Annotated in this window: 21 protein-coding genes; 13 read left to right on the forward strand and 8 right to left on the reverse strand. The window is 61.0% G+C overall.

Annotated features, from left to right (window positions below):
* The first annotated feature begins 488 nt into the window (after positions 1–488).
* The 8 genes from CXR42_RS19335 to CXR42_RS19970 all read left to right on the forward strand — a co-directional run bounded on the left by CXR42_RS19335 (position 489) and on the right by CXR42_RS19970 (position 4,661).
* Positions 489–815 carry an SMI1/KNR4 family protein gene (locus CXR42_RS19335; RefSeq protein ID WP_180996026.1) on the forward strand — a complete coding sequence of 109 codons (327 nt, stop codon included), beginning with the start codon at positions 489–491 and terminating at the stop codon, positions 813–815.
* Positions 812–1,624: a hypothetical protein gene (locus CXR42_RS19340; RefSeq protein ID WP_180996027.1), complete on the forward strand. Its 813-nt coding sequence runs from the start codon at positions 812–814 to the stop codon at positions 1,622–1,624. The genes CXR42_RS19335 and CXR42_RS19340 overlap by 4 nt, the downstream gene beginning before the upstream one ends.
* A gap of 62 nt (positions 1,625–1,686) precedes the next feature.
* Positions 1,687–2,442, forward strand: coding sequence for an RHS repeat-associated core domain-containing protein (locus tag CXR42_RS19945; protein WP_425444862.1), 756 nt, complete (start codon positions 1,687–1,689; stop codon positions 2,440–2,442).
* Between the two features lie 97 nt (positions 2,443–2,539).
* Complete coding sequence (locus tag CXR42_RS10500) at positions 2,540–2,881, forward strand: hypothetical protein (RefSeq protein WP_103257490.1); 342 nt, start codon at positions 2,540–2,542, stop codon at positions 2,879–2,881.
* A gap of 1 nt (position 2,882) precedes the next feature.
* Entirely contained in the window at positions 2,883–3,173 is a 291-nt protein-coding gene (locus tag CXR42_RS10505; protein WP_103257491.1) for a tetratricopeptide repeat protein, read from the forward strand.
* A 603-nt stretch (positions 3,174–3,776) separates the two neighbouring features.
* Entirely contained in the window at positions 3,777–4,238 is a 462-nt protein-coding gene (locus CXR42_RS19345) for a hypothetical protein (RefSeq protein WP_146038046.1), read from the forward strand.
* Positions 4,210–4,539, forward strand: a complete 330-nt coding sequence (locus CXR42_RS10510) for an RHS domain-containing protein (RefSeq protein WP_219727944.1) — start codon at positions 4,210–4,212, stop codon at positions 4,537–4,539. Before CXR42_RS19345 ends, CXR42_RS10510 begins: the two co-directional genes overlap by 29 nt.
* A gap of 26 nt (positions 4,540–4,565) precedes the next feature.
* On the forward strand, positions 4,566–4,661 hold the full coding sequence (locus CXR42_RS19970) for a DUF7716 domain-containing protein (RefSeq protein ID WP_425444855.1): 96 nt from the start codon (positions 4,566–4,568) through the stop codon (positions 4,659–4,661).
* Positions 4,662–5,281: 620 nt separating this feature from the next.
* Here CXR42_RS19970 and hslU read toward each other — a convergent pair.
* From hslU to rpsO, 4 genes are all read right to left on the reverse strand, one after another.
* The gene (gene hslU, locus CXR42_RS10515; RefSeq protein ID WP_103257493.1) at positions 5,282–6,580 is read right to left on the reverse strand and encodes an ATP-dependent protease ATPase subunit HslU; all 1,299 of its coding nucleotides are present in this window, start codon (positions 6,578–6,580) and stop codon (positions 5,282–5,284) included.
* A complete protein-coding gene (locus CXR42_RS10520) occupies positions 6,577–7,635 on the reverse strand; it encodes a hypothetical protein (protein WP_103257494.1) in 1,059 nt (352 codons plus the stop codon). Before CXR42_RS10520 ends, hslU begins: the two co-directional genes overlap by 4 nt.
* Positions 7,632–8,189 carry an ATP-dependent protease subunit HslV gene (gene hslV, locus CXR42_RS10525; protein WP_103257749.1) on the reverse strand — a complete coding sequence of 186 codons (558 nt, stop codon included), beginning with the start codon at positions 8,187–8,189 and terminating at the stop codon, positions 7,632–7,634. The genes CXR42_RS10520 and hslV overlap by 4 nt, the downstream gene beginning before the upstream one ends.
* 110 nt (positions 8,190–8,299) lie before the next feature.
* Positions 8,300–8,569: a 30S ribosomal protein S15 gene (rpsO, locus tag CXR42_RS10530; RefSeq protein WP_103257495.1), complete on the reverse strand. Its 270-nt coding sequence runs from the start codon at positions 8,567–8,569 to the stop codon at positions 8,300–8,302.
* Positions 8,570–8,933: 364 nt separating this feature from the next.
* Here rpsO and CXR42_RS10535 point away from each other — a divergent pair, with 364 nt between their 5' ends.
* Positions 8,934–9,872: a calcium-binding protein gene (locus CXR42_RS10535; RefSeq protein ID WP_103257496.1), complete on the forward strand. Its 939-nt coding sequence runs from the start codon at positions 8,934–8,936 to the stop codon at positions 9,870–9,872.
* Between the two features lie 4 nt (positions 9,873–9,876).
* Here CXR42_RS10535 and CXR42_RS10540 read toward each other — a convergent pair whose 3' ends face one another.
* The gene (locus tag CXR42_RS10540) at positions 9,877–10,377 is read right to left on the reverse strand and encodes a DUF1643 domain-containing protein (protein WP_103257497.1); all 501 of its coding nucleotides are present in this window, start codon (positions 10,375–10,377) and stop codon (positions 9,877–9,879) included.
* Positions 10,374–10,943: a TetR/AcrR family transcriptional regulator gene (locus CXR42_RS10545; RefSeq protein ID WP_180996029.1), complete on the reverse strand. Its 570-nt coding sequence runs from the start codon at positions 10,941–10,943 to the stop codon at positions 10,374–10,376. Before CXR42_RS10545 ends, CXR42_RS10540 begins: the two co-directional genes overlap by 4 nt.
* Before the next feature lie 63 nt (positions 10,944–11,006).
* On the opposite strand from CXR42_RS10545, the gene CXR42_RS10550 reads away from it, so the two are divergent.
* The 4 genes from CXR42_RS10550 to CXR42_RS10565 all read left to right on the forward strand — a co-directional run bounded on the left by CXR42_RS10550 (position 11,007) and on the right by CXR42_RS10565 (position 13,786).
* Positions 11,007–11,432 carry a VOC family protein gene (locus tag CXR42_RS10550; RefSeq protein ID WP_103257499.1) on the forward strand — a complete coding sequence of 142 codons (426 nt, stop codon included), beginning with the start codon at positions 11,007–11,009 and terminating at the stop codon, positions 11,430–11,432.
* Positions 11,433–11,488: 56 nt separating this feature from the next.
* Entirely contained in the window at positions 11,489–12,202 is a 714-nt protein-coding gene (locus tag CXR42_RS10555; protein WP_103257500.1) for a class I SAM-dependent methyltransferase, read from the forward strand.
* A gap of 66 nt (positions 12,203–12,268) precedes the next feature.
* Positions 12,269–13,342: a phenylalanine--tRNA ligase subunit alpha gene (gene pheS, locus CXR42_RS10560; protein WP_483883552.1), complete on the forward strand. Its 1,074-nt coding sequence runs from the start codon at positions 12,269–12,271 to the stop codon at positions 13,340–13,342.
* Positions 13,343–13,786: a hypothetical protein gene (locus CXR42_RS10565; RefSeq protein ID WP_103257502.1), complete on the forward strand. Its 444-nt coding sequence runs from the start codon at positions 13,343–13,345 to the stop codon at positions 13,784–13,786.
* On the opposite strand, the gene CXR42_RS10570 is transcribed toward CXR42_RS10565, so the two are convergent.
* Together CXR42_RS10570 and CXR42_RS10575 are read right to left on the reverse strand one after the other, a co-directional pair.
* Positions 13,744–14,949, reverse strand: a complete 1,206-nt coding sequence (locus tag CXR42_RS10570) for a TIGR03862 family flavoprotein (protein WP_103257503.1) — start codon at positions 14,947–14,949, stop codon at positions 13,744–13,746. The two genes, CXR42_RS10565 and CXR42_RS10570, sit on opposite strands and share 43 nt — an antisense overlap.
* Positions 14,933–16,225 carry a mechanosensitive ion channel family protein gene (locus CXR42_RS10575; protein ID WP_245875414.1) on the reverse strand — a complete coding sequence of 431 codons (1,293 nt, stop codon included), beginning with the start codon at positions 16,223–16,225 and terminating at the stop codon, positions 14,933–14,935. Before CXR42_RS10575 ends, CXR42_RS10570 begins: the two co-directional genes overlap by 17 nt.
* Position 16,226 lies beyond the last annotated feature (1 nt).

Here is a 16,226-nt window from a genome sequence, read left to right on the forward strand (position 1 = left end):
ACCAGAATTCCTGGAAACCGAGCAAAGTAATGGATCAGCTCCTATCAGAGCTAAACTCACTTGTTTCAAACTTGGCCAACGGTCAGTTTGCAAGACTTGTAGCAAGTGGACAGAATGGTCGCCTGACAGAAGAAGAAATTTCTGAGGCAATAACAACCTATCCCGGAAAGATGAATTACCATGCAGCCGATAAAGATTCGGTTAACGTTATTTATTACAGTAAGTCAGACACGTCGGGTATCATAGAATATGAACTCTAATTTGATAGGATTCGAAGTGATCTGACATTGTCTTGTGAATTTGACCTTGCTAGAGCGCCAGTCCTTACGATTGAGAACATCCATGTCTTGTAGCGATTGATCTGCGTTTCTGGTGCCCTAGGCACAGTACTCAAACCGTGTCCCCATCTCCGATGGCGGCACCTGCACTTGGGCAACGTGCAGATACTTCGACAACCTCGGAGCATTCGACTGATGGAAAGATCAGCCTTGGAGAAACTATTTGCCCTCAACGTCCCGGCGACAACGGATTCCGTTCGTGAGGCGGAGACGCAATTGGCAATGCCGCTTCCGCAGGACTACAAGGAATTTCTTTCGATAAGCAATGGGTTAACGACCAATCGCCTTGTCCTGCTGGAAGCTGAAGACATCGCCAGCCGCAACAAAGTCGGATATGGGGCGCAAGCTGCCTTCACTGACCACTCGAAACCAGGCGGCTATGAACGGACTGCCCGTCAATCAGCGCGGGGAGATTGTTGTGATAGAGCATCCATACAAAGCTGTCGATATCAAGAACACCCTGGACAATTTAATTGATGGTATCTGATATGACTGTAGGAATAGCAATCTACGGAGTGGCGCCGGGCCAATCATCCTTGGCGTTGAGCCTAGGGCTGTCGCTGTTTGATACGCTTGGGCTTAAAGTGTCGTCTGCCACTACGCCCAGACTCCTTGTTGGTGGAGACCATCCCGGAGACCATGAGGTAGTGGATGTTACGCTTGCAGAACTGCAAGATCAGATAGAATTGGGAAATGTTGCCGCGTTCGCGATCTTCAATGAAGATGGAGCGCATTTGCCGTGGCGGGCAGCGTTCCATCATTCCATTGACGGTTTCGGAAGCTTCCCCCATTTAAGCATTCAGGTTCCCGAAGATAAAATTGGCCCGCCAGAGGCATGGGGTGATGGACTTTCGACGATATTCCAAGGCCTTAAGTTCAAGTACGCGATTGGCTATCGCGCGGAAAGTGCTTCGTCTGCATGGAATTATTGCTTGGGTAATGGAACCACAAAGGTTGATGAGCGTGAGAATAATGTAAAGTTTGCACGAGAAATCCCACAAACAAGAGGCGGATTGGGGCGATATGCGGGATCGATGCTCCGTATGGTTTACCCCTTGAATGTTCTAAATAACGAGCATTGCAAGATCATGGTGGACGGTGTCCCTCTTGAGGAGCTTATTCGGTCTTCGTCCGATATGGGAAAACTCACTGATTTGTCGAACGGTCTGAAACTCTGGATATTGCGGGATTCGCAACTTTCCAATGCGAACGCCAAGTTAGGAGGGTCAGGCTGCCTGATTTCTTGGCAGGAAAGTAACCTGAGAACGACGCGCCGACTGCCCTAATGGTTTCGCAGGTGGTGCTTAACGTACCCGATAGGATCCATTGATCCCGCCCGCTGGCCAAACTGCAGGGTGAGGACCCGTACTACGTCGTCACCGACCACATCGGCACCCCGCGCGAGTTGATATCAGAAGACGGCACCCGCACCGCCTGGCGCGCGCGCCTTGGCCTGTGGGGCGAGACCGAAGCCCACACCCGCCGCGCCGCCAATGACAACACCGCGCCAGACTGCCCCATCCGCTTCCAGGGCCAGTGGGTCGACGAGGAATCCGGCCTCCACTACAACCGCTTCCGGTACTATGATCCTGAGGCGGGGCAGTATCTGTCGCCCGATCCCATAGGGCTGGCAGGCGGCGACAGGCCGCAAGGGTATGTGGCAGACCCGAACGGCTGGGTTGATCCGCTGGGACTGAACACATGCAGTGGGACGTCTCCAGCTCCGGCAAGGTCGAGGCGTCCGACACCGCTGCGTGAGCAGTATCTCGGCAGCACACCAGGAAAGAATTCCCGAACCGGACGTCAGGTCCGCGAGAGGATGCGTCGCGAAGGCAATTTGCGGACGAACAGACGTGGACAGGACGAGTTCCTAGGAGAGGATGGAAACTGGTATCCCGTAGATTCACCTCAAACACATATGGGACACAATCCTATGGATTCCGTTGACTACTGGAATACGACGGGCCGAAATTATGGCGCTAAGTCACCAGCTGTCCGGCAGTGGATGCTTGACCCAGACAACTACCGCTTCGAATATGGCCCCCTCAATTCCTCCAGGGGCGGGGCCACGCGCTCGCGCTATCTTCCACCGGCAGTCCCATAGGTATCGAATGTCACGCAGACCCCAACTACTCGAGCCCTTGCGAACCCAGATCGACGGCATTCTTGCAAGGTCCGGGAGCGCGTTTCAGTCGGGGGACATGGCGACGGCCCTTACCCTTGCGCAGGAAGCCTGGGACATTATTCCCGAGCCAAAGTCGTCTTGGGACTACTATCCGCAAAGCCTCGCTTCCGGTTTTGTCGAAGATTACGCGGATGCTGGGGACGTTGCCCTGACCAAGAAATGGATCGCGATCACACATGACGTCTATGACAACGCGGACCGCACCATCCATTTCCCTCTGATGCTTGAAGGCAAGGTTCTGGTCCGGCTAGGGTTGAACGACGAGGCCAAGCCTGTATTCGAGCGGATCTACGAGCTCTACGGAAAAGAAGGCTTCAAGGGCGAACATGCGGCTTTCCTGAAGCTGATCCGACCATAGCATGCTTAACCAGGACGGATTACTGCCAGATGAGATTTATGCAGAGGTCGAGAGGCTATCAGCCCGTGGCAACGGGCTGCTTGAAGCGACGGATTACCAAGGTGCGATTGAAGCCTGGACAACTGCGCTGACGCTGCTGCCAGAGCCCAGGGCTATCTGGGATGCAGCCATGTGGCTTCATACGTCCATCGGAGATGCTGCCTACCAAGCAGGTGACGACGAGACTGCACTCGCAGCGTTTCTTGAAGCGTCGCGCAGTGCGGGCGGGCAGGTCATCCGTTCGTGCAGATGAATATTGGAATCCTTTTGCTTGACGCTGGCCAAGAAGCAAAGGCTGTGCCGCATCTTCTGCGTGCTTACATGGCTGAGGGGCGGGACATCTTTGCCAACTTTGGCCTGCAGTATCTGGACCCCCTGCTGCGCCGGGGTCTGGTGGCTGACGGCAAGTAGAAGTTTTGACCTTGTCAAAGATCGTGATCACGGCATCGGGTGCTGATTGGTCTACCCCCGCGTTGCTTGAATTCAAACGTCTGACTGGAGTTGCGCCGACAACTGTCAAGGCTGTACTACCCGGTCAACCTTTGCTGGAGCGGGAACTGTTCCTGAACAATCACCCGACGTCGCGCGTATCCTGCGGGGTGTCATTACACTCGACCGCGCTCAAAGCCTAGCTCTTGGCTACTATGAACTTGAGCCAGAAGAGGATTTCGCCACCGCTCCCCTGGAACATTGCCGGATTGATGCGGATGTGCTGTCCAACATTCTTGCTGAGGCTGACGGCCAGTTCACGTGAACTGTCGCCCGCAAGAAAACTGACGAAAGGGTTCGGCTCAACTCACTTGTTTCAAACATGGTCAATAGTAAAGTTGCAAGAAACCCTCGATATCCTAGGAATATGACCTTTCAAGAGCTGAAGCTTGGCGACGTGATCAAAGTTCCCTTTGCAGACAAGTATGCGCTCTGCAAGACAATTTATCTATCTTCGATTGTTAGGGACGTTTTCGGGTTTGTGGTTCTTGGCCGCCACTTTGCAGAAAATGAAGTGCCCCAAGTAGAAGCGATTTTTCCAATACTGGAGTTTGAACTTGGTATCGGCAGGGTGAAAGTATTCTATGCTGATCGAAAGAATGTGGAAAAGGACGGTGTATGGACGGTTGTTGGATCCTTGCCAGTGAACGAAGGCGAACAGAGCCTTTTGCTTCACGGCGTAGGTGGAACGCTGTATAAGTGCAATGACCCGGTAAGGGAGTTCACCTCGATTGCCGAGCGAAAATCCGTTCCGCAAATTCTGACATATGGAAACAAGGCGGTTGAGACTGTTTTGGAGCTTGGCTTCAAACAAGCGAAATTGCTGTGAAGCGAGGCGATGCGTTGTCGAGCAATGGGACGGCGACCAGATCGTCGCCGCGGCCCCGATCTACGCCGACGGCACCGTGGTCTGGGACCGGGCCGAGGCCTGGGTCTATGAACCCGGCAGCTTCCGCCCGCTGGCCAAACTGCAGGGCGAGGACCTGTACTACGTCGTCACCGACCACATCGGCACGCCGCGCGAGCTGATCAGCGAAGACGGCACCCGCACCGCCTGGCGCGCGCGCCTTGGCCTGTGGGGCGAAACCGAAGCCCTCACCCGCCGCGCTGCGAACGACCCTACGTCCTGACTGTGCAGTCCGTTCAAGATATTGTCGTGAATGCACGACTTCAGAAGCCAAGCGCAAATTTAGCTGAGTTGCTTGAGGCATTTGTTTACTATTTTGAGAATGATGCCTTTATGACGCTGTAGACCGGTCTCCAAAAGCGCCCAATACGATCAAGACTGCACCCCCTAGCGCTAATTTGACCCGGTACCCCCGCGCGAGTTGATTAACGAAGACGGCACCCGCACCGCCTGGTCCGCCCGCCTCTATGGGGCGAGACCGAAGCCCTCACCCGCCGCGCCGCCAATGACAACACCGCGCCCGATTGTCCGATCCGCTTCCAGGGCCAGTGGTTCGATGGGGAAAGCGACCTCCACTACAACCGCTTCGGGTACGACGACCCGGAGGCGGCGGGGGCACAAGACCTCAGGCGTATGTTGCAGACCCCAATGGGTGGGTCGATCCGCTGGGTTTGAACGGATGCGTGACGACTGCTGGACGAAAAACAGGTGTACCGGGAGCGCCTAATAACCAATGAAACAGGGTGCGTCGGTCGCGATGATGCCTCTGGTGAACTCGGTAGCACCGATGGAAGAAGCCGTGCCCCGCAGATGCGGATGGCTCGTTCTGCAAGGGTCTGGAGCGAGAATACGTCGCCGTTCTTGAAGTAATGCTGCCAGATCCAACGCGCGCTGAACGGCCACGGCGATTGAATCCCTACGCCGCTAGAGGTGAACAACGCCAATCGCCACATCGTGGCTACCCGTTAAAGCACATACCGCGAGATGTCGGCTGAACGGGCCAAAGCGCCGATGTTGGTCTCGACAAAAGCGGCGTCGACGGTGATCTTCTGACCGGACCGGTCCGGCGCGTGGAAGCTCAGTTCTTCGAACACCCGCTCCATCACCGTGTAAAGCCGTCTGGCACCGATGTTTTCCACCGAACGGTTCACTTCGGCGGCGATGCGGGCCAGGGCGGCGATGCCGTCGGCGGTGAAGGTCACCGTGACCTCTTCGGTCTGCATCAGGGCGGTATACTGGCGGGTCAGGGCATTGTCCGTCTCGGTCAGGATGCGGACGAAATCGTCTTCGGTCAGCGGCGCCAGTTCGACACGGATCGGCAGGCGGCCCTGAAGTTCCGGCAGAAGATCGGACGGCTTGGCGATGTGGAACGCACCCGAGGCGATGAAGAGGATGTGGTCGGTCTTGACCGGGCCATGCTTGGTGGAAACCGTCGTCCCCTCGATCAGCGGAAGAAGGTCACGCTGAACCCCCTCGCGGCTGACATCGGCCCCGCGCGCGTCCGAGCGGGCGCAGATTTTGTCGATCTCGTCGAGAAAGACGATGCCGTTTTCCTGCACGGCCTCCAAAGCGGCAGCGCGGACAGCTTCGTCGTCGAGAAGCTTGTCGGCCTCTTGTCCGATCAGGATCTCATAGCTTTGCGCCACGGTCATCCGCTTGCGGCTGGTACGGCCGCCGAACGCCTTGAACAGGTCCTGAAGCCCTTGCATCTGCTGCTCCATGCCAGGCACTCCGAAGCCCATCGGCATGGCGGGGGCAGCGTCGGCCACGTCGATCTCGATCATCGTGTCGTCCAGCTCGCCGCGTTTCAGCTTGTTGCGGAACATCTCGCGGGTTTGTTCGCGCGCGTCCTTGCCGGCGAGTGCTTCCAGCACCCGATCCTCGGCCGCCTTGTGGGCGCGGGATTTGACCTCTTCCCGCATCTGGACGCGGGTGTCGTTGATCGCCACATCCACCAGATCGCGGATGATGCTGTCCACGTCGCGCCCGACATAGCCGACCTCGGTGAACTTGGTGGCTTCAACCTTCAGGAACGGGGCCTTGGCCAGCTTGGCAAGGCGGCGGCTGATCTCGGTCTTGCCGACGCCGGTGGGGCCGATCATCAGGATATTCTTCGGATAAACCTCGTCCCGCAAGTCGTCGCCAAGGCGCTTTCTACGCCAGCGGTTGCGTAGGGCCACGGCGACAGCGCGCTTGGCGTCTTTCTGGCCGATGATGAAGCGGTCAAGTTCCGAGACGATCTCGCGCGGGGTCAGGTCGGTCATTCGGTCGATCCATAGGGCGGCAGGCTGGCCTTGCCGGGGAATTCGGGCAATCTCTGCATGATCCAGCCGCGAAGCTGGACCCACCAGGTGCCGATGGCGGTGATGAAGGCGCCCAGAAGCAACAGGATGAAGATCCACTGCGTGCCGTCGCCGTCGCCCATCACCCAGGAGATGACGATGGCGATATAGGCGATGGCGGCGGTCAGGAAGCTGCGGCGGTCGATCACCAGCGCCAGAAGCGTGACCAGCACCAGCGCGACGGCAAGGAAGCCAACCCCGCCGCCGTTCAGCAGCGTTGCGGCGACCGTGTTTACCAACGCCGGCGCGGCAAGAAGGTGGCACCAGAAGGCGGTGGCCGAGTGGCGGCCAAGGCGGTGCGGGTCGCGGGTATCGAACCACATGCCGACCAGGAAAGCCCCGACACCGAACAGCAGGGTTGCGGTCGCAAAGGCGGGGCTTTCGGTCAGGTCGAACATGACCCGATAGCCGTCGGCACCGACCAGATCGACCATGTTCGAGGCCGAGGCGGTGATCGAATAGACCACGCCCAGGATCGCACAACCCGCCAGGAAGGCCGAGAAGGGCAGGCGGAATCGGCGATACCACAGCATCATCGCGGCGGCAGAAAGGGCAAAGCCAGAGATTGCGATGCCACGTTCGTCCACTCCCACCTGGCCCAGAAGGCTGAAGGCGAAGATCACGATGCCGGTTCCGTATGCGGTCGCCAGAACCATTGAGGGCAGGGTCATGCGCCGCTTCAGGGTGAAATATCCGGCCCACCACCAGGCAATTCCAGCCGAGGCAAGCGGGACCAGTGTCAGCAACGCAAAGCCGCCAAAGACGGCCAATAGCGCCGTCACGCCTGCCAGCAGGATGACAAGGCCGATAGAGATGAAGATTTCCGAGAAGCCCCGAAAGAACTCGAAGGGCTCGTCCTCGGCCGGCAGCGTGGAGCGGCGGCCGGCGCGGCTGTTGGCCAGGGCAGACAGCGATGCGGCCTGCGCCTCGGTCACGATCCCGGCAGCGACGGCGGCGCGAAGGTCTTCGGGGGTCATTTGCGGATCGTCTCCACGGTGAGGTTGCCGTTGGTGTAGACGCAGATGTCGGCGGCGATTGCCATGGCTTGGCGGGCGACCGCCTCGGCCGGAAGGTCGGTCAGCATCAGGCCGCGCGCGGCGGCCAGGGCGAAGTTGCCGCCCGACCCGATGGCCGCGACGTCATGCTCTGGCTCCAGCACGTCGCCAGCGCCGGTGATGACGAACAGGTCGGCCCCGTCGGTGACGATCAGCATGGCTTCCAGATTGCGGAGGTACTTGTCCATGCGCCAGTCCTTGGCCAGATCCACGCAGGCGCGGGCCAGTTGGCCGGGCGCGGACTCCAGCTTCTTTTCCAGCCGGTCAAGCAGGGTGAAGGCATCGGCGGTCGACCCGGCAAAGCCGCAGACCACGGCATGACCGCCCGGGTTCAGCCGGCGCACCTTGCGCGCGGTGCCCTTGATCACGGTCTGACCCAGCGAGACTTGCCCGTCCCCTGCGACCACAACCTCGCCACCGCGGCGGACGGCCAGGATTGTCGTGCCGTGCCAGCCGGGAAATCTTTCGTCGGCCATGGGGCCCTCCGTTTTGTCCAATATGGCCGGCGGCGGCGGGCTTCTCAAGGTTGGGAAAAGCAGAACGCCCGCGCAAGGGGCGCGGGCGTTCGATCCGGCTGACGTGGGCCTTAGCGGCGCAGACCCAGGCGGGTGATGAGGGTGGTATAGCGGCCCTCATCGGTTTTCTTCAGGTAATCCAGCAGCTTGCGGCGCTGGGCAACCAGCATCAGCAGGCCACGACGCGAGTGGTTGTCGTTCTTGTGGCCCTTGAAATGCTCGGTCAGCGTGGCAATGCGCGAGGACAGGATCGCAACCTGGACTTCCGGCGAACCGGTGTCGTTTTCCTTGGTCGCGTATTCCTTGATCAGGCGGGCTTTTTCTTCAACGGTGATCGACATCGGGTTCTCCTGTTCAAAGGGTTATGGCGCAAGCCGGGATGTCGTCCAGCAGGGCCCGTGGAGGCTCCGCCACGTGGCGGATGGCGGCGTATAGGCGGATTCGCCCGTAAAGGAAAGTCTGATCTGTCGGGTCGGCCGCTAAGGTCGGATTAACGCAAAGTCCAGAATCCCGGCGCGGGCTAGCGCGATTCGTGGTATCCGGGATGCGGGTGTTTCTTCGCAGTGCCAACAGCTTAGCCGGAAAATGGTTAACGTTTGCCTGCACGGGTTGTGGGGTGATCTGGTGCTGACCATTCTTGGGATTCTTGGGGTATTGGCCGCAGGCGTTTTAGCCGATGCCGCGTTGTCCGGCCGATCTGGCGATATGGATGATGATCCGGATTTCCCGGATGATGAGTTTCAGGATGAACAGGACAACCAGCGACTGGATCTGGAACCCGAAGGGGATGACTTAGCTGACTCGCCCCAGTCTGACGATCTCGAAAGATCCGTCGAACCCGGGCGTGAGGTGTTTGGCACCGCCCTGGATGAGGTCTTGTCGGGTGGTGACGGGGACGACCAGATCTACGGCGAGGGCGGGTCCGATGTGATTGATGGCCGGGACGGCCAGGACCTGATCGACTCCGGGACCGGCCACGATGCGGTCTGGGCGGGCGGCGGCGACGATATTGTGCTGGGCGGTGACGGCAACGACAGCCTGATGGGCCAGGATGGCCACGACTATCTGAACGGGGGCGTCGGTGATGACTCATTGCTGGGCGGCATGGGTGAAGACCAGATCAGCGGCGAGGCGGGGAATGACACGCTTCTTGGCGGGGCGGATAACGACTACCTGGACGGTGGCGAAGGGGATGACTGGGTTGCGGGTGGAGACGGGTCGGACGCTGTCGCCGGCGGCCGTGGGTCGGACATCGTCGATGGTGGCGCAGGGGATGACTGGCTGGCCGGCATGTCCGGTGCGATCGACGACTTCGAGCTGGACTATCTGAATGGCGGCGACGGGGACGATTCCATCGTGCTGGGGTCACGCGACATCGCAACCGGCGGTGAGGGTGCGGACACATTCTATATGACCGAGACCGGCGACGTCGGCGCCCCGGCCGAGATCGGCGATTACAATGCGGATGAGGATCAGTTGGTCGTGATGTACGATCGGGCCCAGCATCCCGATCCGGTCGTGACGGTCCAAGTCAGCGAGGACGGGAACGAAAGCACCATCCTTCTGGATGGCTATGCCGTGGCACTGGTCCGCGGAAGTGCGGTCGACCCTTCAGATATCCGGCTGCTGTCGAACGTGGTCTGATGACCTACCACGGTTGCGGCTGCCGGTCATAGCTGATGTACAGCGGATGCGTCGGCTGCCCCTGGTTGGTCAGTCCAAGGTGATGAAGCTTGGCCCCCGCTCCGCGCAGCATGGCCTCGACATCGGCGCCCCGACCTCGATGCAGACCATGGTTCCCCCAGGCGCAGATGATGGCGTCGGCCCATGCCAGACTCTCCAGGATGGCCTGATCATTTGCGGCGCCAACCGGATCGGGGATGGCGCGCATCGCCTTGGGGTCGGTAGAACGGAAGGCGAAAATGTTGGTGACGCGGAAGGCCCCGTATCCCAGGGCACGCGCCCGACGCTCGCAACGTTCGACGGTGGGGTCGTTCTGGATCTCGGTCGCGGTTGAGGGGTTCAGCATGATGAACAGCGCGCGTGGTCCGCTGCCCCATGTCCGCGTCAGCAGATAGCGGTAGCGTTCGCAGTCTGAATAGACCGCTTCGGACTGCGCATCCCCCTTGGTGAACTGACGGACGATCATCGGATTGCCCCCCGGACCAAATGGTTCAAGGCGGCGCGCCAGGGCCCCGGCGGTTGTCCCAGGTCGATGGCCAGGGCCGCGCGGTCGTATGCCGCTGACAGCAAGGCGGCCAGGGGACCTGGCGCTTCGATCCCTACCTCTTGCAGCGCAAGTTCCAGCGTCCTGCCGCCGGTCGCTGCGTCGATCCGGGCCAGCCGATCCACGCCCAGGACAGCCGGTGCTTCCACCAGCATCAGTCGTGCCCGGCCTGGACTTCGCATCGCCGCCAGAAACGCCTCGCCGCCCTGGATCAGCGTTTCTCTTGGCGTCAGGCCGATCGATCCGCTGGCGTCAATCTCAGCAGCAATGGCCTCGGCTTCGGCCTCCACGACAGCGGCGAAAAGGTCGGTCTTGTCCTGAAAGTGATGGTACAGCGCGCCCCGAGTCACCCCGGCTGCCGCGACGATGTCCGGTGTGCCGGTTGCCGCAAAACCGTTTCGAATGAACAGGTCCCGCCCCGCGGCCACCAGTGCCGCGCGCATGGTGTCGCTGCGTTCCTTCTGGGACCGGCGCTTGATTTCTTGCATACATACATCCTGTATGTTAATTACCTGCATGATGTATGAAACACATACGACAGGAAGAGCCCGATGCAAGTGACAAGCTACTATCCCGTCCTGCTATCCGCTGACGTGGCGACAGCAGCGGCGTTCTACCAAGCGCATTTCGACTTTCGCCCGCTTTATGAAGCGGACTGGTACGTCCACCTGCAATCCAGGAACGACCCCCAGGTCAACCTGGCCCTCGTCGATCAGACCCACGCCACCATCCCAGCCACGGCGCGCGGCCGAACCGGGGGGATGCTGATGAACTTCGAGGTATCCGACGTCGACGCCCAGTACGACCGTCTGCGCCGGGCCGGCCTGACCATTGCGCTGTCGCTGCGGGACGAAGAGTTTGGCCAGCGCCATTTCATCGTCCAGGCCCCGGATGGGGTTCTGGTCGATGTCATCCAGCCGATTCCCCCCAGCCCGGCGCAGGCGGCCCTTTACCAACCCAATGCCCTGCCAAAGTGAGCCGCCGCTGGACCTTGCCCCATTAAGCAGCGAAACTTGCCTGACAGGAGGCGCGCATGGCCGGCAGATACTTCCGCGACTACCCGGCCAAGACCGGCGACCGCATGCTCTTCAAGATGGAGCACTATCTGGAAATTTATGACGACTTGCTAGGCCAGTGGCAGGGTCGCGACCTGACCTTCCTTGAAATCGGCGTCTACAAGGGCGGCTCGATCCCGATGTGGCAGGGGTTCCTGGGGCCGGACGCCCACCTTGTGTTCCTGGATATCGACCCGGCCTGCCGGGCACTGGCGTTGCCGGGAACTGTGGTCGAGATCGGTGATCAGGCCGACTCTGCCTTCCTTGACCGGGTCGGTCAGGCGCACGGACCTTTCGACCTGATCGTCGATGATGGCGGCCACAAGATGAACCAGCAGATCACCAGTTTCCGCCACCTCTGGCCCCGGCTGCGCGACCGGGGCCTCTACATCGTCGAGGATGTGCATACAAGCTATTGGCCAGGCTTCGGTGGCGGTTTCCGTGCGCCAGGAAGCTTTATCGAGTTCGCCAAGGACCTGATCGACCGGATGCATTCCTGGTACACCGAGGATGATGCCGGCTTTCCCTTGCACCCATTGGCGCGAGAAATTGGCGGTATCCGGTTCCATGACAGCCTGGTGGTGATCGAGAAGAGGCTGAAAGAGCCTCCGGTCGCGTTGACGGCGCAGAACGGGCAAGTGGGCCGCTCGCGCCGGATGCTGGAGGTCCGGGGGCGGCGGTCGATCTTCTGAACCTTGCATTGCGGGGCCTTCGCCGCTAGCAGAAGGGCGGTTTTCAGGAGACGGACCATGGACGGGATCGACACGCTAAAGGCCAAGTATCTGGCGGCGGTGGCCGGTGCGGCGGATGAAGCCGGGCTGGAAGAGGTCCGCGTGGGTGCCCTTGGCAAGAAGGGTGAGATCTCGGGCCTGATGGCGGGTCTCGGGAAGATGGACCCGGACCAGCGCAAGGTGGCCGGTGCCAGCCTGAATGCCCTGAAGGATGAAATCGATGCGGCCCTGCGGGCGCGCAAGGTGGCGCTGGGCGATGCGGCGCTGGATGAACGGCTGAAGACGGAATGGCTGGACGTGACCTTGCCGGGGCGGCCTCGGCCACGCGGGACGGTGCATCCGGTGTCCCGGGTCATGGAAGAACTGACGGCGATCTTTGCCGATATGGGGTTTTCGGTGGCCGAGGGGCCGCAGGTGGAATCCGACTGGTACAACTTCGACGCCCTGAACATTCCGCCGGAACACCCCGCGCGGCAGGAACATGACACGTTCTTCATGGCGCGGGCCGAGGGTGACAACCGCCCGCCGCATGTGCTGCGGACCCATACCAGCCCGGTGCAGATCCGGGCTATGATGGCCCAGGGTGCGCCGATCCGGGTGATTGCTCCGGGGCGCGTATACCGGATGGACATGGACCAGACGCATACGCCGATGTTCCACCAGGTCGAAGGGCTGGCGATTGATCGGTCGATCAGCATGGCGAACCTGAAATGGACGCTGGAGGAGTTCTGCCGGGCCTTCTTCGAGGTCGACAAGGTGGAGCTGCGGTTTCGCGCGTCGCACTTTCCGTTCACCGAGCCGTCAGCCGAGGTCGATATCCGCTATTCCAACGTCGGCGGCCAGCTGAAGATCGGCGAGGGCGACAAGTGGATGGAGATCCTGGGCTCGGGCATGGTGCATCCCAAGGTGCTGGCGGCGGCGGGGGTGGACCCGACCCAATGGCAGGGCTTTGCCTTCGGCATGGGCATCGACCGGATCGCCATGTTGAAATACGGCATCCCGGATCTGCGCGCCTTCTTCGAGGCTGACCTGCGCTGGCTGCGCCACTACGGGTTCAGCGCGCTGGACGTGCCGGACCTGGCGGGCGGGCTTTCGGCCTGAATGGACGACCCGGACCTATCCGCCCGAAAGCATTTGGCTGCGAATGATCCGGCCTTTCCGGCGCGGCGAGAGGAAGCTTGGGGCAGGATCGTGGTGGCGCTGGACGGCGTCCTTACACCTGCAGGCTATACGCTGGGAAAGACGACCTGGAGCCGGATGACCGCGGCGGGCAAGTCGGCCGTCCATCTGCAACGCAATCGCTATGGCTGGGATGTGCAGATCGTACTGCGGTTTGTCACTCCGTCGGGCGAGGTGCCGGACCACCCGGACTGGCCGGGCGGAGAGGATGTGACCCTGGCCGAGTTTTTCGAGGAAGCGGTCAGCGACCCGGGAACCCTGGCCTTCATCGACGTGCTGGAACGGCCGGAATGTCTGACACTGGCGACAGAAATCCTGCGGGATCAGGTGCTGCCCTGGTTCAAGGCGCTGCACTCGGAAGCATAACGCAGACGGCGGGCTGCGGCCCGTCCGGCCCATCGGCCCGTTGCCCAGGATGCGGTCAGCAGATAGCCACCGGTCGGGGCCTCCCAGTCCAGCATTTCACCGGCGGCGAAGATGCTGGGAAGCGCCTTCACCTCCAACTCGGGGGTGAGGGCGTCCCACGCGACGCCTCCGGCCACGCTGATCGCTTCGTCCAGCGAACGGGGGCCTTGCAGCGGGATCGGCAGGTGCTTGAGGTGGGCGAACGGCTCGCTTCGGGCGAACTCCATCACCAGGGCTGTCTGGGTGCGGTCAAGGCCAAGCTTGCGCAGGCGATTGGCGGTGCTTTCGCCTGGCTTCATCTTTGACAGGCGGCGGGTGATCTCGTCCTGGCCAAGGTCGGGGAGAAGGTCGAGGGCGAGTGGATGCGCGTCGCGTAGATACTTGTATATGCTGTAGATTCCGCCGCCTTCGACACCCTTGGCCGAGATGACGAACTCTCCGCGTTCCCGGTGCGGACCTGCGATAAGGGCTGTTCCCTTGACAGGTTGTCCGAAGAACGGGGTCATGTGAGAGGACCAGTTCACGCGGAATCCCATGTTGGCGGGTTTCCAGTCCGTGATCTGCACGCCCTTTTCCCGCAACCACGGAACCCAGGCGCCATCAGAGCCAAGCCGCTGCCAGCTTGCACCGCCCAAGGCAAGGATGGCGACTTTTGGTGCCAAGGTCTGCCGGCCGTTTGGCGTGTCGAAGGTAAGGGCGTCCCGCTCAAAGCCAGTCCAGCGCCAGCGGGTGCGCAGGTCGACGCCCTGCGACGTCAGGCGCTGAACCCAGGCGCGGAGGAGGGGAGAAGCCTTCATCGCCACAGGAAAGACCCGGCCGGACGAGCCTGTATAGACCTCCTGACCCAGTGCGCGGCACCAGTCCTGCACCTGTTCGGGGCCGAAATCCTGCAGTATCGGGCGAAGGTGCGCCGTGTCGTAGCGCGAGACGAAAGTCTCCCATTCCTCGTCCTTGGTGACGTTAAGACCGGATTTCCCCGCCATCAGGAACTTGCGCGCGACAGTGGGTTTGGCCTCACAGACAACGGTCTGCGCGCCTGCCTTCGCCAGTTCCTCGGCGGCCATCAGCCCGGCGGGACCGGCGCCGATGATCAGGGCTTGTGGGGCCTCAGGCTGCGGGGGCATTGCGCAGTTCGACGACGCGGTGCGGGTAGGGCATCTCGATCCCCGCTTCCTTCAGCGCGTTCCAGATGGCGAAAAGAACCGGCGACCCGTACTTGTTCTTGCCGTCGTCGATACCCGCTACCCAATACTCCACGGCAAAATCAACGCTGGACTCGCCAAAGCCCCGAAGCTCGCAATCGGGGCCGTCAGGGGACTGAAGGACGAAAGGCAGCTTGGAAACCGCGCGCTCGATTATCTCGGGCACGAGATTGATATCCGTCTCGTAACTTACGGAAAACAGTGCCTCATACCGATTGGCGCTGCCTTGATCCGAGTAATTGACCACCCGAGTTGTAATGAAGTGTTCGTTCGGGACGACGATCCATTTGCCGTCGAAGGTCTCTAGGATGCAGGCGCGGGCTGTCATCTTGATGATGGTGCCCTTTTCCCCGCCGTCGAGTTCGACATAGTCGCCGACGGTGGTCTGGCCCTCCAACAGAAGGATGATGCCCGAGACGAAGTTGGCCGCGATCTGTTGCAGGCCAAGGCCGATCCCGACGCCCAAGGCGCCGCCAAGCACGGCGACGGCGGTAAGGTCGATGCCCATGATCGACATCAACAGAAGGAAGGCCGCGCCGAAGATCGCCACCTCGGAGGCCTTGATGGCAAGCTCGCGGGTGGCGGGGCGCAGGTCGGGCTGGGACTTGATGTAGCCGGCCGATTGGCGGTTGGACCAACTGCCCAGCCAGAAAAGCAGCGACCCTGCAATCAAGCCCCGGATCAGGGACAGGGCGGTGAACTGGATGTTGCCAAGGTTGACCTGGGCGGCATCAAGACGCGCCGTGGCTTCGTCCAGAAAGCCCAGCGCATGCAGCGCCATGACCGGCAGAAGGACGTAGCGGCCCATCAGCTTCAGGAAGCCGGGGGGCAAGACCTTGCGGACCAGTTCCACGGCTGCAAGGAACAGGAACACGCGCTTGCCGAAGGCGATGACTTCGCCCGAGCCGAAGGTGGCGCGCGTCAGGCCCTCGCCCACGGCGGTCAGGGCATAGGCCAGCAAGGGCAGCAAAAGCGGCAGGAATTGCAGCGCAAAGCGGCGAAGGCGCGCGATGATATTCGTCGCCTCGGGCTTTGGCGTCAGGGTCTTTTCGATGATCGGAGAGAAGCGCCGGGCCAGCATGCGGGCGATGAGGTAGGCCAGGATCAGAAGCGCGAACTGCGACAGCGCGGCGGGCGAGGACAGCCAGCCCAGCGCGGTGTCAGATGCCTGTTGCAGCCAGTCCTGGACCTGCTCCACG

Origin of the sequence: Tabrizicola aquatica, from assembly GCF_002900975.1 — a bacterium.
GTDB lineage: Bacteria > Pseudomonadota > Alphaproteobacteria > Rhodobacterales > Rhodobacteraceae > Tabrizicola > Tabrizicola aquatica.